Raw genomic sequence first — 22138 nt, forward strand, 5'->3', positions numbered from 1 at the left:
CTCAGACTGGTTCAGATGCCGCTATTCGTCAACACGAAATGCATGTTTGTCGGAAAAATCTGAAAATTCTTTACAGCGATCGGCGATCAGGACTCTGGCAAAGTCACATCAGTGATGCGCTAGCTTCTTCGCCCTGGCCCAGAGCAATGATGCGTTAATAGATAATACCAAACAAATGCCAATGGTCCAGTTCAAATTTAAGAATGGTGATTTTCTCTCCCAAAACGCGACGCTACGCACGTGTTTTAGTGTCGTAATCGGAGGGATGGCATCCAAAATCATGCGCCACAGCAGCCACACTGCATCGATTGGTATTGTTTCGGTCATTGTCTGGTGCTAATTCCTAAAGCCGAAGCTTCAGGAAGCAAGTGTCGGGGGAGGGTAAGTGTAATGCAGGGTGCTCTGCCGCTTGATCAGTTGCAAAAACTGGGCGGCGGGCCGCTTTATGTGCGGCTGAAGAAATTGATCGAACAGGCGATGACGGAGGGAAAGCTCAAGCACGGGGATGCCTTGCCAGCCGAGCGGGACATAGCCGATGCTGCCGCCATTTCACGCGTTACGGTCCGCAAGGCAATCGATAGCCTGGTAGATCAGGGATTGCTTGTTCGAAGGCGAGGTTCCGGGACCTTTGTCGTCAAACAGGTGCCGCGCATGCAGCAGCCGCTCACGCGGTTGACATCCTTTTCCGAAGATATGCGCCGTCGCGGCATGAGTGCCGGTTCCAGATGGCTCGACAGGGGGCTTTATCACCCGACGCCTGAGGAAACGATGACGCTAGGCTTGTTCGGTGAGGCGCGGGTTGCGCGTCTGCTCCGGCTTCGAACGGCAAATGATATGCCGATTGCGCTTGAAAGGACCAGTTTGCCGGATGACATTCTGCCGGATCCCGATGCCATCGAAAATTCGCTCTATCAGGCGCTTGCTGTTCGCAACATTCGCCCCGTGCGGGCCAATCAACGCATTTCGGCGGTGCTTCTTCAGGAAGACGAGACAGAGCTTCTGGGTGTGCCGCCGGGCAGTGCCGCCCTGCGCGTTCAGCGCATAGCCTATCTGGAGACTGGCAGGGTCATGGAAGTGTCGACTGCTCTCTATCGAAGTGATGCCTATGACCTCGTTGCTGAACTGACCATCGGCAACTGAGGCGGACTTTTCTGAAAGGATATCCCATGTCATCCATTATGCGCCAGGAGATCAACGAGATCCCTCAGGTCGCGGCTCGTCTGTTGGAACGACAGGCTGCGGCCTTCGAGAAAGCTGGAAGCCTGTTGCGGGAGCGCGATCCTGCCGTTGTCGTGACCATTGCCAGAGGGTCATCGGACCATGCCGCTCATTTTCTGAAATATGCGATTGAGCTGGAACTGGGTATTCCTGTCGCCTCGCTTGGTCCGTCGCTCGCCTCAATCTATCAGGGATCGCTCAAGCTCTCAAAGGGAGCTGCCCTTGCGGTATCGCAATCGGGTGCCAGCCCCGATATCGTGGCTTTGGCGAAGGCAGCCGTTGCCGGAGACGGCCTAACCATTGCTTTGGCTAATACCGTGCCGTCTCCTTTGAGCGATGCCGCCACTTTAGCAATCGATATAGATGCGGGGCAGGAAGTTGCGGTCGCCGCGACCAAGTCCTTCGTTAATTCCATCGTGGCCGGTCTGGCGACCCTTGCCGCATGGAAGCAGGACGAGACATTGAAGGCAGCGGTCCAGGCTCTGCCACGCCATCTGGATAACGCCTTGCAGTTGGATTGGGGCAATCTGATCGAGCCTTTGGAGAAAGCGGAATCGCTTTACATGCTGGGGCGGGGGCCGGCGCTTGCCATTGCTTCCGAGGCTGCGCTGAAGTGCAAGGAAACCTGCGAACTCCACGCTGAGGCTTATTCCTCGGCCGAAGTGTTGCATGGGCCGGTATCGCTGGTGAGCGCTTTCTTTCCGGTCATTGTGTTTGCAGCGAGAGACAAGGCGGAGGCATCACTCGTCGAGACAGCCTCCAAATTGATCGCAAAGAATGCAACGACCTACGTGACCTCGAAGCGCGCTGAAGTTCAGCAGCGTCTACCTTTTATTGAAACGGGCAATCCGCTTACTGATGCCCTGTGCCTCATTGTTCCCTATTATGGCATGGTAGAGCAGCTTTCTCGTAAGCGGGGCTTCAACCCCGATAAGCCAGCAGCACTACAGAAGGTTACTTCAACCCAATGAGCCAGCAATTTGCATTCGCAAGCCAGCGCATTTTCGATGGCGAATGTCTTTGGCAGGAACATGCCCTGCTTGTCCGTGATGGCAAGGTCATGGAAATAGTTCCGCAGGCAGAAGTGCCTGATGATTACGTCATCAAGCAAGCTGGAGATTGCCTGCTCGCGCCCGGTTTTGTGGACCTTCAGGTCAATGGCGGTGGGGGTGTGCTTTTCAACAATCAGCCGGATCGAGAAGCAATTGAAACCATCTGCCGCACGCATGCGGGATTTGGCACCACAAGTCTTCTCGTAACATTGATTTCCGACAGTGAAGAGGTGCTGGCGCACGCAATCAGGGCCGGGCAATCCGCCGTCGGAGTGCCCGGGTTCCTCGGATTACATCTTGAAGGTCCGCATCTGTCGCAGTCGCGCAAGGGAACGCATGATCCCGCCAAAATTCGCGCCATGACGGATCAGGACTTGACCGTTTTGGCAGCTGCGGCAGGCACTTTCGGCCGCCAGTTGATCACCATTGCCCCTGAAAGCGTAAGCCTTGAACAGGTCCGGCAGCTGGTTGCATCCGGTTATGTGGTCAGTCTCGGACACACCGACGCAACGGCAAACCAAGCGATGGCCTATGCCGAGGCAGGTGCGACCATGGTGACGCATCTGTTCAATGCGATGAGCCAATTGGGTAACCGGGAGCCAGGACTTGTCGGGGCTGCTCTGGAAGAGGGACGCTTCTCCTGTGGCTTGATCGCAGACGGTTTCCACGTCGATTCCGCGACCATGAATATTGCAATCAGAGCAAAAAACGGGCCTGGCCGCGTGTTTCTGGTGACCGATGCCATGTCAACAATCGGTACCCAGGACGAAGGGTTGACGCTGAACGGGCGGCAGATCTATCGCCGCGAGGGATGTTTGACTTTGGCGGACGGTACGCTTGCCGGTGCAGATATCGATATGCTTTCCTGTGTCCGTTATGCACATACTGTGCTGGGCTTGCCTTTGGTCGAGGCGTTGCGCATGGCGTCGCGATACCCGGCGGAAGCGATTGCCGCAGATAAGAAGGGCCAGTTGAAGCCCGGTTTCGACGCGGATTTCGTGTTTCTGGATATGCATTTGAACTGGCATTCGACCTTTATAGCTGGCGCCATGGTCGCCGGATCCGCAAATGCTTCGGAGTTGCTTGTCTGATGATTGTCTGCTTCGATATCGGCGGCACTGCCATCAAGGGTGCGTTTGCCTATTCGGAAGACGATGTAAGGCCTGTGCCGAGACAGCCAACTCCGATCAATGATTTCACGGCTTTCGTGGCTGTGCTGAAATCCGTTATTGCGCAGGCGGGGGAAAAGCCATCTTGTGTTGCCATCTCCATCGCGGGCGTCATCGACCCTGATACGGGGCAGGCGGTGGTTGCCAATGTGCCCTGCATTCACGGGCGCAGGCTTTCGCAGGATCTTGAGGACGAGCTTGGCCTGCCGGTTCTGATAGCCAACGATGCGGATTGCTTCGTGCTGGCTGAGGCGGGGGTTGGGGCAGGCCGCGGCCACCGGGTTATCTTTGGCGTTATTCTCGGCACCGGAGTGGGTGGCGGACTGGTGATCGACGGCCGGCTGATCAACCAGGAAGGCGGCTTTGCCGGGGAATGGGGGCATGGTCCCGTGGCGGCGACGGAGGCCGGAAACCATCCCGCGCGGTTGCCGCGCTTTCAATGCGGATGTGGGCTTGCCGGATGTCTCGATGCTGTTTGCAGTGCGCGGGGCATGGAGAAGCTACACCACCATCTCCACGGACAAAGCTTGACGAGCGAAGCGATCATTGCCGCATGGGAAAGCGGCGACCAGCAGGCGCTGCGCACGCTCGAGGTCTATATTGATCTGCTTACGGGGCCGTTGGCGCTTGTGGCCAACGTGACCGGGGCGACGATCATACCTGTTGGCGGCGGATTATCGAATGCGGAAAGGCTGATCGGGGAAATCGATCTGGCCGTGCGGAGCAAGATTTTGCGAAAGTTTGATCGCCCGCTGGTGGTCAGGGCGCAATGCCGGATTGAACCGGGCCTCATGGGCGCTGCTGTTCTGGGTTTGAATGCGGTCGGCGAATAGCCGATCCAGCCCGACGATTTTTACGTTTTGTAAAGATTTCCGCTGCTGGCGTACCGCTGCGGCAAATAACAGGCTGGTCAAGTCCACACCCCCTGTGTAGCCATTCAACGTCGGAGCCATAGCTGAATCGATGTCAGCTCGGCAAAGGTTTACGGCTTGAGATCGTCCGGTTTCCGAAAGAGCGACTCATAACAAGAGTAGGCGCGGCGACCGGGAGAGATCGCGTTAGGGAGCGAGGTGGAAGGATGCCGATTTGCGATCGGCGCCTTGAAGCTTTGCGAGGATGAGGGGGTTGAAATGAGAATCGGAACTCCGAAGGAAGTTTATGCCGGTGAAAACCGGGTCGCCATGACGCCAGACAGCGCGCTTCAATTGCAGAAGCTTGGTCATACTTGCGTGATCGAAACGGGCGCTGGCGCCGCTGCGGGTTTCTCCGATGATGCTTATCGTCAGGCGGGCGTTAGCGTAGTCGCCAATGCTGCCGAGCTTTTCGAGCAATCGGATGTGATTGCCAAGGTGCGGGCACCGGAAGCGGAAGAGGTGGCTCGTCTGTCTTCGGGCAAAACCCTGATTTCCTTCTTCTATCCAGCCCAAAACAAGGAGTTGCTGGATCAGGCCAGCGCGACGGGTGCAAATGTCATTGCCATGGATATGGTGCCGCGCATCTCGCGTGCACAGAAAATGGACGCGCTCTCGTCCATGGCCAACATTGCTGGCTATCGTGCCGTCATAGAGGCGGGCAATAATTTCGGACGGTTCTTCACCGGTCAGGTCACTGCGGCAGGCAAAATTCCGCCGGCTAAAGTGCTGGTCATCGGCGCGGGTGTTGCAGGTCTGGCAGCTGTCGGCACAAGCGTTTCCCTCGGTGCCATCACCTATGCCTTCGACGTTCGACCGGAAGTTGCCGAGCAGATTGAAAGCATGGGCGCACAGTTTGTCTTTCTCGATTTTGCCGGTCAACAGCAGGACGGTGCGGCTACCGGCGGTTATGCGGCACCCTCTTCGCCGGAATTTCGCGAAGCACAGCTCAAAAAATTCCGCGAGTTGGCTCCCGACATCGATATTGTCATCACCACGGCACTGATCCCCGGCCGCGATGCACCGAAGCTGTGGCTCGACGATATGGTTGCCGCCATGAAGCCCGGTTCGGTTATCGTCGATCTTGCAGCCGAACGCGGCGGCAATTGCGATCTGACCGTGGCTGATCAGAAGATTGTCACGCCAAACGGTGTGACGGTCATCGGCTACACCGATTTCCCCAGTCGTATGGCGGCGCAATCCTCGACCCTTTATGCCACGAACATCCGTCACATGATGACGGATCTTACTCCGGCCAAGGACGGTGTTATCGTTCACAACATGGAGGACGATGTCATTCGGGGCGCAACGGTTGCGTTTGATGGAGCAATCACCTATCCGCCGCCGCCGCCGAAGATACAGGCCATTGCCGCCGCCAAGCCGAAGGAAAAGGTGAAGGAGCCGACACCGGAGGAAAAGAAGGCGAAAGAGCAGGCTGCCTTCAAGGCGCAGACCCGTAACCAGATTGGTTTGCTGGCGGGTGGTGGCGCACTCATTTTGCTTGCCGGTCTCTATGCGCCCGCGAGTTTCATGAGCCATTTCATCGTATTCGTCTTGTCATGCTATGTCGGCTTCCAGGTGATCTGGAATGTCTCGCATTCCCTGCACACCCCCTTGATGGCGATCACCAACGCCATTTCGTCCATCATCATTCTCGGCGCGTTGATGCAGATAGGCTCCAGCAGCATTCTGGTCATCCTCCTTGCCGCGCTCTCCGTCTTCATGGCGGGGATCAACATCTTCGGCGGGTTCATGGTCACGCGGCGCATGCTGGCCATGTTCCAGAAGTCTTGAGGCGAGGGGAAGCCACATGGAATACGGATTCACAACCGCTGCTTATGTTGTCGCAGCCGTTCTCATCATTCAGTCCCTGGGCGGCCTTTCCGGTCAGGAAAGCGCAAAGCGGGCCGTCTGGTACGGCATCATTGGCATGGCGCTCGCAGTGCTGGCGACGCTCTATGGGCCGGGTTCCGGCAACTGGCTGATTTCGCTCGTCATGATTGCCGCGGGCGGCGCAATTGGCTGGGTCGTGGCACAACGCGTGCAAATGACCGAAATGCCGCAGCTTGTGGCCGCCATGCATTCGCTCGTTGGCCTTGCAGCGGTGTTCATCGGCTTCAATGCCCATATCGAACTCGGTCGCGTCCTGCAGATGGACGAGGCAACGCGCTCAACACTCGAAGGTTTTGCGGCGATACTCGCCCATAAGAGCCCGGTCGAGCAGGTTATCCTGAAGGTAGAGGTGTTCCTCGGCGTCTTCATCGGTGCAATCACCTTTACCGGCTCCGTCATTGCCTTCGGCAAACTGGCAGGCAAGGTGGATGGCAAGGCCAAGAAGCTGCCGGGCGGTCATGTCCTCAATGCAAGCGCTGCAATTCTTTCGCTGATTCTGCTGTTCATGTATGTGGGCGGTTCCGGTGCCTGGACGCTCGTTCTGATGACGCTGCTGGCCTTCTTCATCGGCTATCACCTGATCATGGGCATCGGCGGCGCAGATATGCCGGTGGTTGTATCCATGCTCAACAGCTATTCCGGCTGGGCTGCTGCGGCAATCGGCTTCTCGCTGTCCAACGATTTGCTGATCGTGGTTGGCGCGCTTGTTGGTTCTTCAGGTGCGATCCTTTCCTACATCATGTGCAAGGCGATGAACCGCTCCTTCATCTCGGTGATTCTGGGCGGATTTGGCGGAACGACTGGCCCTGCGATGGAAATCAGCGGGGAGCAGATTGCCATTGATGCCGAAGGCGTCGCCAATGCTTTGAACGATGCGGATAGCGTCATCATCGTGCCCGGCTATGGCATGGCGGTGGCCCAGGCTCAGGGTGCAGTGTCAGAACTCACCCGCAAGCTCCGCGCCAGCGGCAAGGAGGTGCGGTTCGCCATTCACCCCGTTGCCGGACGTTTGCCGGGCCATATGAACGTGCTTCTGGCGGAAGCCAAGGTGCCTTACGATATCGTTCTGGAAATGGACGAGATCAACGAAGACTTCCCGAATACAGATGTCGTGATCATCATTGGATCGAACGACATCGTGAACCCCGCCGCGCAGGAAGACCCGAATTCTCCGATTGCCGGTATGCCGGTGCTCGAGGTTTGGAAGGCGAAACAGGTCTTTGTTTCCAAGCGCGGGCAGGGCACGGGCTATTCGGGCATCGAGAACCCGCTGTTCTTCAAGGAGAACACGCGGATGTTCTATGGTGACGCGAAGAAATCGGTCAACGATTTGCTGCCGCTCATCAAGTGAGTAATCATCCTTCAGCCTGCGCGGGCTGAAGGACGCTCATCAAGGCGTGTCTCTCAACCTTAAACACTGTAGAAATACCATGCAGTGATTCTGAAGGGAGACGACGATATGCAATCTGTCTGGTCTGTAGGCTTGATGACGGGCACAGTGCTTGACGGAAACATCGACGTCGCCCTTCTCAAGACGAATGGCGAGCGGATAGAGGAATTCGGAGCCTATCGGCTCCATCCCTATGAGCCGTTCGTCCTGGATCTGCTTGAGGACGCGCTCGCGCAGGCGCGTCTCTGGAATTTCGAGGGTCCAGAACCGGCCGTTTTCGCCAAGGCTGAAGCCGCACTGACGCGCGCGCAGGCGGACGCCGTGCAGAAACTGGTGCAGGACGCGGGATTTTCGCTGAGCGATATCGCCGTCGTTGGCTTTCACGGCCAAACCGTTCTGCATCGCGCGCCCAAAGACGGCAAGATCGGCGCCACACGCCAGCTTGGCGATGGCGTCCTGATGGCGGCTCAATTGGGAACACGGGTCGCCTATGATTTCCGCAGCAGAGACGTACAGGCAGGTGGACAAGGAGCGCCTCTGGCTGCAATCTATCACGCAGCATTGCTGGATGCTGTTACCCAGGATGGCTCTGCGGCGGTTCTCAACCTGGGAGGCGTCGGCAATATTACCTGGACAGACGGGAAAGGCGCTCTTGTCGCTTTTGACACCGGCCCAGCCAATGCGCCAATCAATGACTGGATCCGACAACATGATCTTGGTGTCATGGATCGTGATGGTGCTATCGCAGCCAAGGGGCAGGTCGACGAGGCCAGACTGACGCGACTGCTCGAACACTCCTATTTCACCACACCCTATCCGAAATCTCTGGATCGTTTTTCCTTCGGCGCTGGAATGGCGGATGGTTTAAACGCGCAAGATGGTGCTGCAACTTTGACCGCATTCACGGCTTCGGCTGTCGGCAAGGCGCTTGATATGCTGCCGAGCAGGCCCTCGCGAATTTATGTCAGTGGTGGCGGAAGGCACAATCCGACCCTGATGAAAATGCTGGCCGAGCGAGCAGCTGTACAGGTTCTGCCAGCGGAAACGCTGGGCTGGCGCGGCGATGCAGTTGAGGCCGAGTGCTTTGCCTTCCTGGCTGTGCGGGTTTTGCGTGATTTGCCGATAAGCTTTCCCACCACAACGGGAGTTCCGTATCCACTGACCGGCGGAAAACTGGCAGGATAGTTTTTTGCCCTAAAGTCCGCGCAAAGTGCCCGAGGGTGCCTTGCCAAATCTCTCTCGATATTCTGCCGCGAAACGTCCAAGATGGGTGAAGCCCCAGCGTCGTGTAACCTCGCTCACTGAGACGCCCGGCTGCGCCCATTCCAGTTCACGATGGACGGCCTGCATACGCAGCTCTTTCAGATAGGCCATGGGCGTAACATCTTTGAACTGCTTGAAACTTTGTTGCAAAGTCCGAGGACTGACATTCACGGCTGCAGCAATGTCTTCCACGGTCAGCACCTTGGCCAGATTGGCCTGCATGAATGCAATGGCCCTCTCCACATGCTTGGGCATTGCCGTTTGTGTGCTGCGGTCCATGGAGTCGCTATAATTGTGCCAAACCTGTTCCAGAAGAAAATGCTGCAAACTGTCCCTCAGGCTTGCGAAGCTCAGAGGTGAGCTTTGCAGCTGCGCCGTTTCCAGCAAACCCAGCCTGAAAAGGCTGACGAGATGCGCTAATGCACGTCCTGATACGCTGTCCAACGGCAAGGTAATCTGGAAATTGATCGGGTCATGTATCGAGCGCTCAAGAGTCTGCGCCAGCCTCCGCCTCAATTCTCTGAAAGATACTTCAACGACGAGGTGTCGCCGCAGGCCATCATAGGTGATACGCGACAGGGACCTCGCGGGTGCGATGACAATGATGTTGGGTCCCGCAGCTATCTCCTGATCTTTGACATGGAAGATGCAGCGCCCTTCTTGGGGAAGGAAAATGAACAGGCGATCGCTTGTATCATTCAAAAGGCACTCAAGTCGGCCGTCGATATGGCTCTCTATCAGTGCGAAGGCCGGAACACGAACCGATTGGATGTCGTAGGAGAGTTCTTCTCCCTCCATTTGTACCTGGAAATCATTATCGGTGGCGCTTAACAATCGCGCGAGTCGTTCTGTTTGAGTGCCGGTTTCCGAGCGGGTCTCGAATGCAAGTGCGTCCCGATGGTAATTCAGCACGTATCTGTCCCCATGCGCGCATTGCACGCTTTACCCAATCAAACTTCGGATCCGGAGAAAAGCTTACGAGAGGTGTTTGTAGGAATGTCTGACGAAAAATGTAAAATTGTAAGTATTGGCCTTTTGATATTTTTGAAAATATCCCGATACTTTCAATTTTATTCCCGTAAATTGTCAATTAGAGATATGTAATAAAGTAGATATACTGCAAAATTAACTATGTGTTAACAATAACAAATTGACACCGATCCTGTGCCTCAAGTATCAAAGTGACATCAGCACATGTTGGAGGTGTTCGTAATGAGTGTCAGTGGAATTGGTTCAGGCATCGTTTCCACCGCTCCGGCGGCGGCTGTTGAGGGAGGCGTAGAGAGCGCCGGAAACGGCGGCGGCGGCACCGCAGGCAAGGTTTCGCCGGACGGTGAATTTGCCTCTCTGCTCGCGAAGTCTTACTTCGATAATCAGAAGCTAATGAAGCAGATCTTCGATCCGGTTAAGGATGCTACTGACGAAGGTAGCGAGTAACACTTCAAGCACTGGCGCAGTTTTTTGTATTGAGTAGACTGCTATGAGCGAAACAATATTTTTAAAAGAACTTTCTTCTGTCTCCCTGCAGTCGGGCCAAAGCCCCGGTCTGACAGGCATAAAGGACGAAATGATTTCAAGGTTGCAAACCGGGCATCTGGGTGAGCCAGCCGCGACGTCTTCGTCGCAAGTGTCTGCCATCGATCCCGCATCTACCAAGCTTGCTCCTTATGAGCGAACGGCGCGGAAAGCGGAAGTTGGCGGCGGATTTGCGCTGACAAGCGATTACAAGCCGCCTGTGGCGGGTTCTCTGCTGGACCGGTTGCCTTCCTTTCTGATGGGCGATCAGGCCAAAGCACCCGGCGGTCTGCTGGTCGATATTCGTGAGCCGGTGGTGGAAGCCCCGTCGAGCGGCGGAGGCCAATTCGACAAGGCAATCGAAGATTATCGAAACGCGCAGAAGGAATCGACGAGCTATGCTCTCGTTTCCGCTCTTGTCCAAACCGCGATGTCATCCTTCAAGCGTCTGACGCAAGGTCAATGAGGTAGTGTAATGCGTTCCTTTCTTTCGCGAATTGTCATCATCGGCTCCCTGACCCTGCTGGCATCCTGTTCTCAGGAAATCATCGGAGGGCTTAGCCAGAAAGACATGATGGATGCGCAGATCCTGCTGGAGAGGGCTGGAATTTCAGTCAGCTTCAAGAAGGCTGAGGATGGCCGATATGCGATGGTAGGCGACGCATCCGAGCAGGGCAGGGCGCTGGCCCTTCTGACGGAAAACGGTCTGCCCCGCAATCGGCATCCGTCCATTGCTGAAGTCTTCCCAGGCACGGGCTTTGTCGTCACCCCGTTCGAGCAGAAGGCGCGACTGAGTTATGCTCTCGAACAGCAACTTTCGCAGACCCTTTCAGATATTGATGGTGTGGCGGAAGCGCGTGTTCATGTGGTGCTGCCAGAAGATAACGGCAGAGGGCTTGTACGTGAACAATCCCGGGCCTCCATCCTGATAAAGTATCGCGAAGATGCCGATATCGCTGCCATTGAAAGCAAAAGCCGTGCTCTGGTGGTGAATGGCGTGCGCGGTCTTTCCTTCGAGGATGTGTCGGTCGTTTCCTCACCGCTTCTTGGTTCCGTCAGTGAGCAATCTGTTGATAACGGGCCTATTGCGGAGACAGCATCATCAGCCGGATCCGCCCAATCTTGGCTTTCAATGCCGCAATTCGACTTCAGGTCCCTCCTCATAGCTGCGGCAGCACTTCTGGCGGCAGGCGCAGCCGCAATTCTCCTTCTCCCTCAGCGTAAGGAGAGCTGAGATGAAAACGGGTTCCGCGGTTCGCAAGTCTGTTCCGGATGTCATCCAGTCTCATCGACGGATGATATCCATCGTTCGTGCGGCGGAGCTTGGCAATCATCCCGATTATGCGACACTTGCACCCGAGTTGCGCGCCGACATGGTGAGATGCGATCGTCTTGCTCGCAGGCTCTATCAGCAGCTCTCCGCCGCTTTCGGCGCGCCCGCGAAGCCAAATGCAGCGGTTGAATTGTTTCTGACAGTCGATGCGGTTCGTTTAAGGCAGGCGGCGATATGCATAGGACTGGCCTATCATCTTCCCTCGTTTGGCGAGGTGCTTGACCGGCGGCAGTTGGAAAGCATTGTAAACGCTTTTGGCCAGCCCACGGTTTTCCGTGCCTTGAGCTACACAGCACTTGTGCCCGGACGGCGTGTTGCACTGGGCTCTCTGGAGGATTGCCTTGCCATGGTGGAGCCGGATGGCTGGGTGCTGGTGCGGCAGTGGGCAGAACATGCGGGTGTTGATCCGCGCTGGCGAATTCACGCGGATGCAACCGCCGCCGCCAGCTTAAGGCGGGATGTGACTGTAGTTGCAGCACCGCTTGTGAGCCGGGCCTTGGCCGATCTTGCCGAAGAGGATAGCCAATCATGACACTTTCACGCGTCATTCCCTCGGAAGAAATGGACGTGCTGCAGAATGCGTCCGATATTCTGCAAAGCATATATCGCCGTGCAGCGGATCTTGAGGATATCATTCAAGACAGCATGCGGGATGCGCAGGAGCGAGGCTATGAAGCTGGGCGGGCAGAAGCGCTGCGTGAGATGGAAGCAAAACTTGCCGACCAGCTTGAGCGTGTCGAGGCAAGGCTTCTCGATCTCGATGAGCGCATTGTCAGGATTGTCGTCCGCTCCGTGGCATTGATACTGGGTGACGTACCGGCAGATGAGCGTGTTCGCCGGATCGTGCGAACCGCCTTGACCCAGGCGGCTTCAGCGACTTCGGTCGCAATCCGCGTTGCACCGGACGAAATTGAATTCGTATCGTCAGCACTCCGGCAAACGGATATCCGCATCAGGATCGTGCCGGATAATCACGTTGCTGCCGGCGAACTGGTTCTGGAGGCAGACGGTCAGCGCCAGCAGATCGGTCTGGCGGATCAATTGGCGAATTTGATTGAGGCAATCCGCCGTGGCTGATGTCCTGACCAAGCTGGAAACCATACTCGACAAGACGGAAACCCGGCGTTTCGCAGGGAGAATTCGCAGTATCTCCGGGCTTGTCGTTCGGGCGGAAATGCCTCTGGTGAGAATTGGCGAGCTCTGCGAACTGCGCGAGCCAGGTCGTGGTGTCATCGGTCTGGCAGAGGTTGTCGGCATTGAAAATGATACCGCTATCCTCTCCCTTCACGGCGAGACGCTGGGGCTGTCGCTTAGAACGGAAGTCATTCCGTCCGGCAAGCCACCAGGCCTGATGGTCGGTGACTTCCTGATCGGCGCGATCATTGACGCCCATGGAAATGTTATCCGCAAACCTTTTGCGCCAGCGGATGCGCAGGAAGCCCGTTTTCAGCCCCTGCATTGCCAGCCGGTCGATCCGCTGTCGCGCCGCCCTATACAGAATCCGTTCGAAACGGGTGTTACGGCACTGGATGCCATGCTCACCTGCGGCGAAGGCCAACGCATCGGCATTTTCGGCCCGCCGGGTGCCGGTAAATCCACCCTCATTTCGCGTATTCTCGAAACGGGATCATTCGATGTAGCGGTCTGCGCGCTGATTGGCGAGCGCGGCCGCGAAGTGGCGGAATTCGTGGAGCACAACATGCCGGCGAACCGTCCTTCGCGCATGGTGCTGGTATCCTCGACATCGGACCGTCCATCGCTTGAACGGTATAAGGCGGTTCTGACGGCGACAGCGATTGCCGAATATTTCCGCGATCAGGGACGCAGGGTTCTCTTGGTGATTGACAGCATGACGCGAGTTGCCCGCGCCTTGCGAGAGATTGGCCTTGCCGCTGGCGAACCCCCTGTCCGGCGAGGCTTCCCGCCATCCGTATTCGCGGCCCTTCCGCAAATCTTCGAGCGGACTGGTAATGGAGCCAAAGGATCGATTACCGCATTCTATTCGGTTCTTTCCGAAGGCAATGACAATGATGATCCGATTGCGGAGGAAACGCGGTCGCTGCTGGACGGCCATATTATCCTCTCTGACCGCATCGCCAGAAGTGGGCGTTACCCGGCAATCGACGTGTTGCAGAGCAAGAGCAGAACCATGAATGCGGTGGTGAGCGATAATCATATCTCTGCTGCGAACCGCATTCGTTCTCTTCTGTCGACCTATGCCGATGTGGAGCTTCTCATCCGGGTTGGTGAATATAAGCCGGGCAACGATCCTGAGGTGGATGAGGCAGTTGCAAAACGCGATGCGATCAATGCCTTGCTCTATGACGGACGCGGCGGAACGCGCAGCTATGAAGAGACGATCCAGGCACTGATGGAGCTGGCATGATCGATTCCAGGTTTGCCCAGTCGCTTCTAACCTTTGACGCGCCACCTCTGCCGCTTGATCGGCCCTTGGTTCGAAGGCAAGCCGAGAGCATTCGGGTGCGGGACGACGAAGTGCGCATACGCCCGCTGCGCGCCATCCAGAGAACGCCCCATGAATCTCCCTCCGTCATATTGCGTTTGCAGGCAGGAGAGGAGAACGCGCGGATCCTGATTGAAAGCCGGGTCGTTCATTTGCTTTGCACGCAAATTCAGCCCGGCCTGGATTTCTACGCTCTTACGGATGCCGCGCAGATCTCCGTCCTGGAATATCTGTTCGACCAGCTTCTGACAGAGATTGAACAACGCTCCGCGACACCGATCTCCCTTCTCGCCCTTGAGCCATTCAACTCTCTCGGTTTCACTGAAAATTTTGCGTTCGAGATCGACTATGCTGGCACGCTTTTCCAGATTGGAGCCGAATTCGGTCGACAGCATCTTTATCGGCTCTGGAATTGGGCGATCGCCCTCCCGCGTGAGGCACTGCCAGAGCTTCCGATGGATATTGCCTTGCGATGCGGCACTGCGTCCCTCTCAGCTGAGCAGCTGCGCGGAATACGCGTGGGAGACGGTATCGTGGTCTCCGCGGCAAGCGACGAAGAATGGTACGCCGTGACCGCTGAGCGCTATGTCGCGCCGCTGCGGAGAAACAAGGATCAACTCGTTCTGGAGGCGCCGTTGCTGACAGAACCCACCGGACCCATGAGGCAACTGATGGACGATTTCAACGATGATGAGATGGGGGAGGGGCCGTTGCATCAAGGCTCCGTGGAGGACATCCCGATCAAGGTCGTCTTCAATGCCGGCCGTGTCACCTTGCCGCTTTCCGAGCTTGAAACCGTGGATGTCGGGTATGTTTTCCAACTGGATCAGCGACCGCGCACAGCAGTTGAGATCGTTGCCCAGGGCACAGTCATTGGACGTGGAGAGATTATCTCCGTCGAAGGACTGACAGCTGTTCGTGTCACCGCACTGAATGTACGCTCATGAACGATCCCGCACTCCTTCAAAGTCTTGCGGCGCTTTTTGTTGTCTCAATGGTGCCGTTGATGGCGGTGGTTGCCAGCTCGTTCACGAAGATTTCGGTCGTGCTGCTCATCGTGCGTAACGCCATTGGCATTCAGCAAACGCCGCCCAACCTGCTGATGTTCGTGATCGCCATCGTCCTATCCGTATTCATCATGAATCCGGTTATTCAGGCTACATGGCAACAATACCTCATTCACAGCGCCGAATTTTCCAGTATCGCGACAATGCCGAACGGCATTAGCAAGGTGGCGGGTCCCATCAGGGAGTTCATGCTGAAATATTCGGAGCCTGAGGTGCGGCAATTCTTTGTGGATGCTGCCAAGCGGATCTGGGGCAACAATTCCCTGGTGGTTTTTGCCGAAGACGATTTGACGATCCTCTCACCTGCATTTCTGGTTTCCGAGCTCACTCGCGCGTTCGAAATAGGCTTCCTGATCTACCTGCCGTTTCTCATGATCGATTTTGCCATTTCAGCGATCCTCGTTGCGCTTGGCATGTCGATGATGTCACCGACTGTCGTTTCCACGCCGGTCAAATTGCTTCTGTTCGTGGCCATTGATGGGTGGCGGCGTTTGCTGGAAGGGCTTATTTTGACCTATGCGAACTGAAGCAACTTTTACGCTTGAGTATCAGGCCAGCTGGCTGAAATCGCGGTGGCAGAACCCGATGCTTTTGGATTTGGAGCATAACGGGAGAGCGGCGCTATGACGGCCGATCAAATGCTGGCCGAAATCAACACCTCCGCCATGGCCACCTTTGCGCTTGTTGGGCCGCTCCTTCTCGGGGCAGCGCTGATTGGGCTGCTCATTGCCATATTTCAGGCGGCAACCCAGATCCAGGAGCAGACGATCTCTCAGATCTTGAAGATTATCCTTCTCTCTGCCGGTTTAATTGCCTTCGGAAATGTTCTGGTGACACCCTTGGTGGACCATGCCGAGCATATCCTGAACGATTTCCCGGAGATGGTCCGGTAGATGGCGTCCGCGGTCATTCAGGTCGGCGTTGAACCGAGCACTCTCATGGCAACAGCCTTGCTGTTGGGAGGCAGTCGCTCGCTCGGCGTGATCGTGATGTTCCCGGTCTTCACGCTTTTCAACATAACGGGCATTCTCCGCATCGGCCTGGCAATTGGCATATCGGCTCCTGTCATCGCAGCTACCTATGCGGAACTGCGTGGCGTCTCGCTCAGCTACGCATCCATTTCCGCACTGGCACTCAAGGAGTTTGGCGTCGGCATTCTGCTGGGTGCGGGCCTCGGTTTGCCTTTCTGGGCTGCACAGGCGGCCGGAGATCTGACAGACCTGTATCGCGGCGCCAGCCAGCCAAATATCTTCGACCAGGTCAATGCACTGGAAACGACAACCCTCGGACAATTGCTGCTTTCATTGGCTCTGGTGCTGTTCATTAGCGCGGGGGGACTGCTGGACCTATTTTCCGTCTTTTATACGTCCTTTACCTTCTGGCCGGTGCTAACGCCTTGGCCCGAGGTCCGCTACGAACCGCTGGTGGCCATCGTGCAAATGTTTGTCCTGCTGTTCAAGGTCGGAGCAGTGCTTGCTTCCCCCTTTATGACGGTGGCCTTTGCCGTCGAACTTTCCTTCAGCTATATGGGGCGCGCTGCCAAGCAGCTGCCACTGGACGACACCTTGCCAGCTTTCAAGAATTTAGCAGTCTTCAGCATACTTGTTATATATACTTCATTTATTGGCAGCTATGTTCATGATGCTTGGACAAAGGGCTTCGAGCAGGTGAACCAAATGCTGGAGGTTCCTGGTGGCAGGTGATGACGATACTGAAGAGAAAACTCTTCCGCCCAGCGACATAAAACTTGCTCGGCTACGCCGCGATGGGCAGATAGCACATTCACAAGATTTGCCCGCTGCCGTTTCCGTATTGCTGATAACGGGAATGCTGGTGGGCGGATATGCCTGGTTATTCCGGTCGGCTGCGGATTTTTTTGAACCCGTCTTTGCATTTCTTCCAGTCCATCAGCAGCAACTGCCAGATCGCCAGATTGCAGGTCTTCTTTATGCTGCTGCACAACAGGTTTTCGCATTGCTCGCGCCGCTGTTAATCCTCGGTCTTGCTGGCACGTTCATTGCGGCCATCATCGATTCGCAGGGGCTGGTGATCTCGATGAAGAATCTGAGGTTTGACGCGAGTCGCCTGAACCCGGCCCAGGGTTTCAAGCGAATCTTCTCGTTGAACAGCCTGTCGGAATTCTTGAAGAGCTTCTTGAAATGCACAGTTCTGACTTTGGTGGGTGCAGCCACCCTTCTCTATTTTCTGAATTCCTTGTTCTGGGCACCGCTTTGCGGAACAGAACAGTGCGCCTTGGTCGTCACCTCCTATCTCACCTACAGTCTGGCAGTGATCATCGCGATTATACTGATCGTAACGGCTGCGATTGACGTGAAGATTTCACGTGCACTCTTTCGTCACGAAAATCGCATGACAAAGACAGAAGCGAAGCGTGAACAAAAAGAAATGTATGGCGACCCGGAAGTGCGTTCCGCGCGCAGACAGATTGGCGCGGAAATTCGAAATTGAAGCGGCTCGAGCAAAACTGCGTCGGCGGTTCTGCGCCGTAGGAGCGAAAAAAACAGTGAGGCAGGGGAGGTAAAGCTCATGTTGGCTGATCGCAGATCCCCTAGAATGCCGGGCTCCTGAGGTTGTCTCGTCAGAGATGATAAAGACCGAAATTCCGTATTGCATCACCATTGAAACAATACGCGTTCCGCCTCAAAATTTCACCTCTAGCATTGTCTGTCTTTGTGGCTACTATGCATACTTGATTTGAGAAATCTGGTTCCCGGGAGGCGTTTAGAAACATGCTGACGGGACAAAAACAGAGGTCAGGTCGCTCCCATAAACTGCTTTTTTCGACGTGATGAAGGGGACGCGACCGAATGAAAGTTATGCGGTGGCAGTGGAGACTTGAACGTCGCTTTAAGGCTTTGGAAATGCCGTTAATCAGCAATTCCGGTCTGGAGAATAGTGAATAATCAACAACTGATAGGCCATGCAGATACGATGTTCGTTGACGCACTAGCTTGGACGGAGATTGACCATGACATTCAGCATGCTCCATGTGAATATCCGGCCATATACCAACGATCATGCGCGTTTCATCGCAGAGGCACAGAGTGACAGACGGGCTCCTCGGGAGGTGCCCTCCTTCATCTGTCTGCCGGTCATTTAGCAGGCGCCCAAGTTCCCGGGGCGCGTCAAGCGGCAGCTCGCTCCGATCGAATTGCCGCAACAACAAATGGGGACGAAAACATGAAACATCTGACAGCATTTGCATGCACGTCGTTAGCTTTGCTTGCGATGACTGGAGTAGCGCGCGCCGAATGCGGTAGCGTGACGATTGCGAGCATGAACTGGCAAAGTGCGGAGGTCCTGGCCAGTCTTGATAAATTTATTCTAAATGCCGGATACGGCTGTAATGCGGATATCATTGTAGGGGACACGGTTCCGACCATTACGTCGATGATCGAAAAGGGTCAGCCGGATCTTGCGCCGGAAGGTTGGGTCGACCTGCTGCCTGATGTCGTCAATCGCGGTATCAAGGAGGGCAAGCTCATCGGCGCCGCCGTTGCCCTTTCTGACTCTGCTGTGCAGGGCTGGTGGATTCCGAAGTATGTTGCCGAGGCACATCCCAACATCAAAACAATTGACGATGCGCTGAAGCATCCCGAGCTTTTCCCGGATCCTGAGGATAAAAGCAAAGGCGCTATCCATAACGGCCCTCAGGGTTGGGGGGGTACCGTTGTAACATCGCAGCTCTACAAGGCTTATGGCGCTGCCAAAGCTAATTTCACGCTCGTAGACACCGGATCGGCGGCTGGTCTGGATGGTTCCATCGCTAAGGCCTACGAACGCAAGCTCGGCTGGATGGGTTATTACTGGGCGCCAACCGCGCTTCTGGGCAAGTACGAGATGGTAAAGCTTGAACATGGCGTTCCGTATGATGCTGCGGAATGGAAGCGTTGCAACACGGTTGCGGATTGCCCGGACCCGAAGAAGAACGAGTGGCCGAAGGACAAGGTTCAAACGCTGGTAACGAAGCCCTTTGCCGACAGAGCAGGCAAAGACGTGATGGACTACCTCAACAAGCGCGCCTGGAGCAACGATACCGTCAACAAGTTGATGGCCTGGATGACTGACAATCAGGCCAGCGGCGAAGATGGCGCAAAGCACTTCCTCGCGGAAAATGAATCTATCTGGGAGGCATGGGTTTCGCCTGATGCTGCAGCCAAGATCAAGGCTGCTCTCTGACAGGCACATTGCAGTCAACTCTATTCCAGTTTGAGTGAGGACCAGACGTGCGCGTCCGGAGGGGCGCGCATTTTTTGGCCCGAAAATCAGGCTGACGCATGAGTTTTGTTATCAATCGCGGTGCAGCCGTTGCGCCGTGTGACGCAATCCGGTCCCGACGACGGCATGGTACCGTCCAGGACTGGCAGGGGATCCAAATGGACTGGTTGAACAGATTTCCGCAAATGGACGAGTCTTCATTGCGCGATTTGAAAAAGGTGATTGACGAAAGCTTCCGCGCATTCACGCGTGCCTATGGTGAGGGTCTGGAGACCTTTTTCTCGCCGCTTCAGCATTTTCTGATATGGGCTGAGCGTTTCACCACACAAACCCCTTGGCCAATCATCATGGTGCTGATCGGTCTCATAATATGGTTTGCCAGCCGCAGCATTTCTATTTTGGTCGGCTGTCTCGCGACGCTGCTGTTGATCGGCTATTTCGGCATGTGGGAAGACACGATGAAAACCGTGTCCATGATCATGGTTTGCACGGCCCTGTCCATTGTGATCGGTATTCCTACCGGCATTCTGATGGCGCGCTCCAACCGCATTCAATCTATCGTCAATCCCATCCTTGACGTCATGCAGACTATGCCGAGCTTCGTCTACCTCATCCCGGTGGTCATGTTGCTGGGTATTGGAAAGGTGCCGGGTCTCATCGCAGTCGTGATTTACGCCATTCCGCCGATGATCCGCCTGACCAATCTTGGCATCCGCCTCGTTGATCGTGACGTGCTGGAAGCCGCCGATGCGTTTGGCTCGTCGAGCTGGCAGAAGCTGAAGAACGTGCAGCTGCCCCTCGCGCTTCCGACAATCATGGCTGGCATCAACCAGACAATCATGATGGCGCTTGCGATGGTGGTCATTGCTTCCATGATTGGGGTTCAGGGTCTCGGACAGCCCGTGCTGAAGGCTATCTCCAACCAATACTTCACTCTTGGCATCTTCAACGGTCTCGCAATCGTGGGCATTGCCATTATCTTCGACCGCGTAAGCCAGGCCTTCGGCGCTCGCTTGCAAAAGCACCGGGAGATCGCCCATGGTTGATCAAGAATTTGCCGGGATCCAGATCCGCAATCTCTATAAGATCTTCGGCGCTCAAGCCTCGGATTATATCGAGGCAGTTCAGAATGGCCTGACGAAGGCTGAGTTGAATGATAAGCACGGGCATATTCTGGGATTGCGAGATATCAATATCAGCATCCCGGCCGGAACGATCCAGGTCATCATGGGGCTTTCCGGCTCCGGCAAATCGACGCTGATACGGCATATCAATCGTTTGATTGATCCCACTGCTGGCGAGGTGTTGGTGGGCGGGGCTGACATCTGCAAGATGAACCCACAGACGCTGCGGACGTTTCGTCGCCACCAGACCGCGATGGTGTTTCAGAAATTTGCCCTGTTTCCCCATCGCAACGTGCTGGAAAACACGCTTTACGGCCTGGAAGTTCAGAACGTGCCTCGCGCCAAATCCGTCGATGTAGCCATGCGCTGGATTGAGCGCGTCGGACTGAAGGGGTTTGAGAAGAAGTATCCAAACCAGCTTTCGGGCGGAATGCAGCAGCGTGTTGGCCTTGCGAGGGCGCTGTCCAACGATGCACCCGTTCTCTTGATGGATGAGGCCTACTCCGCCCTAGATCCGTTAATCCGTGTCGATATGCAGACCGTGTTGCTGGATCTTCAAAAGGAGATTCGCAAGACGATCGTCTTCATTACCCATGATCTGGACGAGGCGCTGCGATTGGGAGATCAGATTGCTATTCTGCGCGACGGCGAAATCATCCAGCAGGGCAGCAGCCAGGATATTGTGCTCAAACCGGCTGATAGCTACGTCGAGAGCTTCGTCAAGGAAGTCAATCGCGGTCGCGTTATCCGGGTGGATGCCATCATGAGCCCCTATAGTGGCCAGTCAGTGGAAAGTGGTTTCAGTCTTCCGCTCGGCGCTAGCCTCGATAATGCAATGCAAATCCTGGCCATGGCTCCGCAGAAGGAAGTCGTCGTCGTGGATCAGCAGACGCCTGTCGGCTTCGTGACCCTGCCACAAGTGGCAACGGCCATGATTGGATCGTCAACGCATCACTGATCAGGATATTGGCCCGGTTCCGCTGGCAGGTCAGCCGGATCCCGCAAGCACTTGTCGCCAAGCGCTGATTATCGGTATGGCGACAATTGCCAGCGCGGCCATCGAGGTGATGGCCGTCTGGAAAGAACGGAGTACGCGCCTATTCCTCTGCGTGACGACGGGCCAGGGCGAGAAAAGCCTTGAGGCCGGCTGATGGATTGCGGCGGTTTGGATAGTAGAGGCAGATGCCCGGGAAGGGCGGTGTCCAGTCATCCAGCACACAGATCAACCGTCCTTCGGCAATATCCGCCAAGACATTTTGTTCCATGAAATAGCCAATGCCAACATCTGCCATAATGGCGGCACGCGCGATATTGGCTTCATCGAGTATGATCGGGCCGTTAACATCGAGCGCCACCGTTTCCCCATCCTTCTCGAAGCGCCGTTTGTATCTCCGCACGGTGTTCGTGTCGTTCGTGTCTCCCCGGGTTGGATAGGTAATCCCCCCATTTTCAACGGGGCTCCGCGGTAGAATTCACGCGGCCATTTTCAGTCTCTGTGCG

At 55.8% G+C, this 22138-nt stretch carries 23 protein-coding genes and 1 pseudogene; 22 read left to right on the top strand and 2 right to left on the bottom strand.

The window, feature by feature from the left end; translation table 11 throughout:
• The first annotated feature begins 390 nt into the window (after nt 1-390).
• From ACFSE1_RS18895 to ACFSE1_RS18925, 7 genes are all read left to right on the top strand, one after another.
• Nucleotides 391-1140 (top strand): GntR family transcriptional regulator, encoded by a 750-nt coding sequence (locus ACFSE1_RS18895; RefSeq protein ID WP_377405022.1) that lies wholly within the window; start codon nt 391-393, stop codon nt 1138-1140.
• A 26-nt stretch (nt 1141-1166) separates the two neighbouring features.
• The gene (locus ACFSE1_RS18900) at nt 1167-2189 is read left to right on the top strand and encodes an SIS domain-containing protein (RefSeq protein WP_377405025.1); all 1023 of its coding nucleotides are present in this window, start codon (nt 1167-1169) and stop codon (nt 2187-2189) included.
• On the top strand, nt 2186-3361 hold the full coding sequence (gene nagA / locus ACFSE1_RS18905; RefSeq protein WP_377405027.1) for an N-acetylglucosamine-6-phosphate deacetylase: 1176 nt from the start codon (nt 2186-2188) through the stop codon (nt 3359-3361). Before ACFSE1_RS18900 ends, nagA begins: the two co-directional genes overlap by 4 nt.
• On the top strand, nt 3361-4272 hold the full coding sequence (locus ACFSE1_RS18910) for an ROK family protein (RefSeq protein WP_377405030.1): 912 nt from the start codon (nt 3361-3363) through the stop codon (nt 4270-4272). Before nagA ends, ACFSE1_RS18910 begins: the two co-directional genes overlap by 1 nt.
• 297 nt (nt 4273-4569) lie before the next feature.
• Entirely contained in the window at nt 4570-6144 is a 1575-nt protein-coding gene (locus ACFSE1_RS18915) for a Re/Si-specific NAD(P)(+) transhydrogenase subunit alpha (RefSeq protein WP_377405032.1), read from the top strand.
• Nucleotides 6145-6160: 16 nt separating this feature from the next.
• Nucleotides 6161-7594, top strand: coding sequence for an NAD(P)(+) transhydrogenase (Re/Si-specific) subunit beta (locus tag ACFSE1_RS18920; RefSeq protein ID WP_377405035.1), 1434 nt, complete (start codon nt 6161-6163; stop codon nt 7592-7594).
• Nucleotides 7595-7702: 108 nt separating this feature from the next.
• A complete protein-coding gene (locus tag ACFSE1_RS18925; RefSeq protein WP_377405038.1) occupies nt 7703-8818 on the top strand; it encodes an anhydro-N-acetylmuramic acid kinase in 1116 nt (371 codons plus the stop codon).
• 9 nt (nt 8819-8827) lie between these two features.
• Here ACFSE1_RS18925 and ACFSE1_RS18930 read toward each other — a convergent pair whose 3' ends face one another.
• Nucleotides 8828-9835, bottom strand: coding sequence for a helix-turn-helix transcriptional regulator (locus ACFSE1_RS18930; protein ID WP_377405041.1), 1008 nt, complete (start codon nt 9833-9835; stop codon nt 8828-8830).
• A gap of 273 nt (nt 9836-10108) precedes the next feature.
• Here ACFSE1_RS18930 and ACFSE1_RS18935 point away from each other — a divergent pair, with 273 nt between their 5' ends.
• The 15 genes from ACFSE1_RS18935 to ACFSE1_RS19005 all read left to right on the top strand — a co-directional run bounded on the left by ACFSE1_RS18935 (nt 10109) and on the right by ACFSE1_RS19005 (nt 21596).
• A complete protein-coding gene (locus tag ACFSE1_RS18935) occupies nt 10109-10333 on the top strand; it encodes a hypothetical protein (RefSeq protein WP_377405044.1) in 225 nt (74 codons plus the stop codon).
• A gap of 130 nt (nt 10334-10463) precedes the next feature.
• Nucleotides 10464-10877 carry a hypothetical protein gene (locus ACFSE1_RS18940; RefSeq protein ID WP_377405047.1) on the top strand — a complete coding sequence of 138 codons (414 nt, stop codon included), beginning with the start codon at nt 10464-10466 and terminating at the stop codon, nt 10875-10877.
• 9 nt (nt 10878-10886) lie between these two features.
• Nucleotides 10887-11645 (top strand): type III secretion system inner membrane ring lipoprotein SctJ, encoded by a 759-nt coding sequence (sctJ, locus tag ACFSE1_RS18945; protein WP_377405050.1) that lies wholly within the window; start codon nt 10887-10889, stop codon nt 11643-11645.
• Between the two features lies 1 nt (nt 11646).
• Nucleotides 11647-12276 carry a hypothetical protein gene (locus ACFSE1_RS18950; RefSeq protein ID WP_377405053.1) on the top strand — a complete coding sequence of 210 codons (630 nt, stop codon included), beginning with the start codon at nt 11647-11649 and terminating at the stop codon, nt 12274-12276.
• On the top strand, nt 12273-12821 hold the full coding sequence (gene sctL, locus ACFSE1_RS18955) for a type III secretion system stator protein SctL (RefSeq protein WP_377405056.1): 549 nt from the start codon (nt 12273-12275) through the stop codon (nt 12819-12821). The genes ACFSE1_RS18950 and sctL overlap by 4 nt, the downstream gene beginning before the upstream one ends.
• On the top strand, nt 12814-14130 hold the full coding sequence (locus ACFSE1_RS18960; RefSeq protein ID WP_377405059.1) for a FliI/YscN family ATPase: 1317 nt from the start codon (nt 12814-12816) through the stop codon (nt 14128-14130). Before sctL ends, ACFSE1_RS18960 begins: the two co-directional genes overlap by 8 nt.
• Entirely contained in the window at nt 14127-15155 is a 1029-nt protein-coding gene (locus tag ACFSE1_RS18965; RefSeq protein ID WP_377405062.1) for a FliM/FliN family flagellar motor switch protein, read from the top strand. Before ACFSE1_RS18960 ends, ACFSE1_RS18965 begins: the two co-directional genes overlap by 4 nt.
• Nucleotides 15152-15802 (top strand): type III secretion system export apparatus subunit SctR, encoded by a 651-nt coding sequence (sctR, locus tag ACFSE1_RS18970; RefSeq protein ID WP_377405065.1) that lies wholly within the window; start codon nt 15152-15154, stop codon nt 15800-15802. Before ACFSE1_RS18965 ends, sctR begins: the two co-directional genes overlap by 4 nt.
• 96 nt (nt 15803-15898) lie before the next feature.
• The gene (locus ACFSE1_RS18975; protein WP_377405068.1) at nt 15899-16168 is read left to right on the top strand and encodes a flagellar biosynthetic protein FliQ; all 270 of its coding nucleotides are present in this window, start codon (nt 15899-15901) and stop codon (nt 16166-16168) included.
• Complete coding sequence (locus tag ACFSE1_RS18980; protein WP_377405071.1) at nt 16169-16978, top strand: EscT/YscT/HrcT family type III secretion system export apparatus protein; 810 nt, start codon at nt 16169-16171, stop codon at nt 16976-16978. It begins immediately after the preceding gene.
• Nucleotides 16968-17744, top strand: a complete 777-nt coding sequence (locus ACFSE1_RS18985) for an EscU/YscU/HrcU family type III secretion system export apparatus switch protein (RefSeq protein WP_377405073.1) — start codon at nt 16968-16970, stop codon at nt 17742-17744. Before ACFSE1_RS18980 ends, ACFSE1_RS18985 begins: the two co-directional genes overlap by 11 nt.
• A 520-nt stretch (nt 17745-18264) precedes the next feature.
• A complete protein-coding gene (locus tag ACFSE1_RS18990) occupies nt 18265-18396 on the top strand; it encodes a hypothetical protein (protein ID WP_377405076.1) in 132 nt (43 codons plus the stop codon).
• Nucleotides 18397-18476: 80 nt separating this feature from the next.
• A complete protein-coding gene (locus ACFSE1_RS18995) occupies nt 18477-19475 on the top strand; it encodes an ABC transporter substrate-binding protein (protein WP_377405079.1) in 999 nt (332 codons plus the stop codon).
• A 197-nt stretch (nt 19476-19672) separates the two neighbouring features.
• A complete protein-coding gene (locus ACFSE1_RS19000) occupies nt 19673-20560 on the top strand; it encodes an ABC transporter permease (RefSeq protein ID WP_377405082.1) in 888 nt (295 codons plus the stop codon).
• Nucleotides 20553-21596 (top strand): quaternary amine ABC transporter ATP-binding protein, encoded by a 1044-nt coding sequence (locus ACFSE1_RS19005; protein ID WP_377405085.1) that lies wholly within the window; start codon nt 20553-20555, stop codon nt 21594-21596. Before ACFSE1_RS19000 ends, ACFSE1_RS19005 begins: the two co-directional genes overlap by 8 nt.
• Nucleotides 21597-21735: 139 nt before the next feature.
• Here ACFSE1_RS19005 and ACFSE1_RS19010 read toward each other — a convergent pair.
• A pseudogene (locus tag ACFSE1_RS19010) lies at nt 21736-22026 on the bottom strand (LysR substrate-binding domain-containing protein); the annotation flags it as partial.
• Between the last annotated feature and the right edge of the window lie 112 nt (nt 22027-22138).

The sequence above is a fragment of the Affinirhizobium helianthi genome, assembly GCF_042680945.1.
GTDB classification, from domain to species: domain Bacteria; phylum Pseudomonadota; class Alphaproteobacteria; order Rhizobiales; family Rhizobiaceae; genus Neorhizobium; species Neorhizobium helianthi.

Excerpts from the sequence above, each read along its gene's own strand:
- ACFSE1_RS18920 (WP_377405035.1), top strand. The coding sequence starts at position 6,161 with ATGGAATACGGATTCACAACCGCTGCTTATGTTGTCGCAGCCGTTCTC.
- ACFSE1_RS18915 (WP_377405032.1), top strand. The coding sequence starts at position 4,570 with ATGAGAATCGGAACTCCGAAGGAAGTTTATGCCGGTGAAAACCGGGTC.
- ACFSE1_RS19000 (WP_377405082.1), top strand. The coding sequence starts at position 19,673 with ATGGACTGGTTGAACAGATTTCCGCAAATGGACGAGTCTTCATTGCGC.
- ACFSE1_RS18900 (WP_377405025.1), top strand. The coding sequence starts at position 1,167 with ATGTCATCCATTATGCGCCAGGAGATCAACGAGATCCCTCAGGTCGCG.
- sctJ (WP_377405050.1), top strand. The coding sequence starts at position 10,887 with ATGCGTTCCTTTCTTTCGCGAATTGTCATCATCGGCTCCCTGACCCTG.
- ACFSE1_RS18975 (WP_377405068.1), top strand. The coding sequence starts at position 15,899 with ATGACGGCCGATCAAATGCTGGCCGAAATCAACACCTCCGCCATGGCC.
- ACFSE1_RS18895 (WP_377405022.1), top strand. The coding sequence starts at position 391 with ATGCAGGGTGCTCTGCCGCTTGATCAGTTGCAAAAACTGGGCGGCGGG.
- sctL (WP_377405056.1), top strand. The coding sequence starts at position 12,273 with ATGACACTTTCACGCGTCATTCCCTCGGAAGAAATGGACGTGCTGCAG.
- ACFSE1_RS18925 (WP_377405038.1), top strand. The coding sequence starts at position 7,703 with ATGCAATCTGTCTGGTCTGTAGGCTTGATGACGGGCACAGTGCTTGAC.
- ACFSE1_RS18910 (WP_377405030.1), top strand. The coding sequence starts at position 3,361 with ATGATTGTCTGCTTCGATATCGGCGGCACTGCCATCAAGGGTGCGTTT.
- ACFSE1_RS18935 (WP_377405044.1), top strand. The coding sequence starts at position 10,109 with ATGAGTGTCAGTGGAATTGGTTCAGGCATCGTTTCCACCGCTCCGGCG.
- ACFSE1_RS18995 (WP_377405079.1), top strand. The coding sequence starts at position 18,477 with ATGAAACATCTGACAGCATTTGCATGCACGTCGTTAGCTTTGCTTGCG.
- nagA (WP_377405027.1), top strand. The coding sequence starts at position 2,186 with ATGAGCCAGCAATTTGCATTCGCAAGCCAGCGCATTTTCGATGGCGAA.
- ACFSE1_RS18980 (WP_377405071.1), top strand. The coding sequence starts at position 16,169 with ATGGCGTCCGCGGTCATTCAGGTCGGCGTTGAACCGAGCACTCTCATG.
- ACFSE1_RS18965 (WP_377405062.1), top strand. The coding sequence starts at position 14,127 with ATGATCGATTCCAGGTTTGCCCAGTCGCTTCTAACCTTTGACGCGCCA.
- ACFSE1_RS18950 (WP_377405053.1), top strand. The coding sequence starts at position 11,647 with ATGAAAACGGGTTCCGCGGTTCGCAAGTCTGTTCCGGATGTCATCCAG.
- ACFSE1_RS18940 (WP_377405047.1), top strand. The coding sequence starts at position 10,464 with ATGATTTCAAGGTTGCAAACCGGGCATCTGGGTGAGCCAGCCGCGACG.
- sctR (WP_377405065.1), top strand. The coding sequence starts at position 15,152 with ATGAACGATCCCGCACTCCTTCAAAGTCTTGCGGCGCTTTTTGTTGTC.
- ACFSE1_RS19005 (WP_377405085.1), top strand. The coding sequence starts at position 20,553 with ATGGTTGATCAAGAATTTGCCGGGATCCAGATCCGCAATCTCTATAAG.
- ACFSE1_RS18990 (WP_377405076.1), top strand. The coding sequence starts at position 18,265 with ATGACATTCAGCATGCTCCATGTGAATATCCGGCCATATACCAACGAT.